A 1,370-nucleotide genomic window follows, 5' to 3' on the forward strand; every position below is an offset into this window, starting at 1 on the left:
GCGGCGCGTGTCGTATCTGTCGCTCTCGCCAACAAGACTGCCAGGATTGTCTGGGCACTTCTCACAACGGGCAATGCATACAGCGCCAGGAGCGCCTGAGTGTCTGACCGAAAATGAGTTGAGTGATTTCAGCAGGTTATGATTCATGGGTTTGCGAGAACCTGATGAGATCAAGATGGCCTGGACTGAAATCACCCGAGCGCAGTATCAAAGGGACGACCTGGAATATGCAAGCGACCTGCGCGATGCGGAGTGGGCGCTGATTGCGCCGCTGATGCCCGAGAAGAAACGGCTGGGCAGACCACGACGTACGGATTTGCGCCGGGTCATGGAGGCGATCCTCTATATCGTCACGACCGGCTGCCAATGGCGGCAGTTGCCTCGGCACTTTCCGGCCTTCACGACCGTGCAGGGCTATTTCTACCGTTGGATCCGCGAGGGAAGATGGGAAGCCATGAACCATATTCTCGTGATCCTGTCGCGTGAGCAGGACGGGCGAGACGCCACGCCTTCAGTGGGCATTATCGACAGCCAGTCGGTTAAAACCGCTGAAAATGGCGGCCCACGCGGTTATGACGCGGGCAAGAAGATCAAGGGACGCAAGCGACATATCGCGACCGACACGCTGGGTCATGTCGTGGCGGCTGTCGTGCATCCCGCCGACATTCAGGATCGTGATGGTGCGCCGCTGGTAGCGACCAGAATACGCTCATTGTTTCCCTGGCTTCGCCATCTGATCGGTGACGGGGGATATGCTGGCGAGAAGTTGCGTGGTGCGCTGGCTGAACTCGGCCGATGGACGATCGAGATCGTCAAACGTAGCGATCGGGCCGAAGGCTTCGTCGTCCTGCCCAAACGCTGGATCGTGGAGCGTAGCTTTGCATGGCTCGGACGTTGCCGTCGCCTCACGAAGGATGTCGAGGCAACAATCTCGTCATCCCACGCGTGGTTGATGATTGCCCATATCCGCAGAGTTCTGCGAAAAATCAATCAAACTGCTTTCTGATTCAGGCTCTGAAAGAATTCAGAGATTCGCCCTCGTCGAACACCAGAAGCGACGAAGGTGAATGTGCGGAGTGGCGAGATATGATGGCGAACCGGTCAGGCCGGGGAGAGGATAAACCCGACGGGACCAAGCGCAGCAAAAGCGCGCAGAGGTGATCAGGGATCCAATCCGCGGACTTCATCAGGGCCAGCAGCCCCCGGGCTGCGCAAACAGGCCGGACACATGGCTGCACCCGACCATCAAAGTCATACTTTCCACTTGCATCGTAAGCTCCCGGCGACTGACGCCTTGCTGAATACTTCTGGTCTGGTTCAGCTATGAAGCATGAGCGATTTAAGAGATAGGGACGCGGTACTACCTGCGA

1 protein-coding gene is annotated in these 1,370 nt (G+C 57.6%); it reads left to right on the forward strand.

Annotated features, from left to right (window positions below):
* The first annotated feature begins 175 nt into the window (after nt 1-175).
* Complete coding sequence (locus tag CFR76_RS17365; protein WP_011253091.1) at nt 176-1,006, forward strand: IS5-like element IS1032 family transposase; 831 nt, start codon at nt 176-178, stop codon at nt 1,004-1,006.
* Nucleotides 1,007-1,370: the final 364 nt, after the last annotated feature.

Origin of the sequence: Komagataeibacter swingsii, assembly GCF_003207895.1 — a bacterium.
Classification (GTDB): domain Bacteria; phylum Pseudomonadota; class Alphaproteobacteria; order Acetobacterales; family Acetobacteraceae; genus Komagataeibacter; species Komagataeibacter swingsii.

Excerpts from the sequence above, each read along its gene's own strand:
- CFR76_RS17365 (WP_011253091.1), top strand. The coding sequence starts at position 176 with ATGGCCTGGACTGAAATCACCCGAGCGCAGTATCAAAGGGACGACCTG.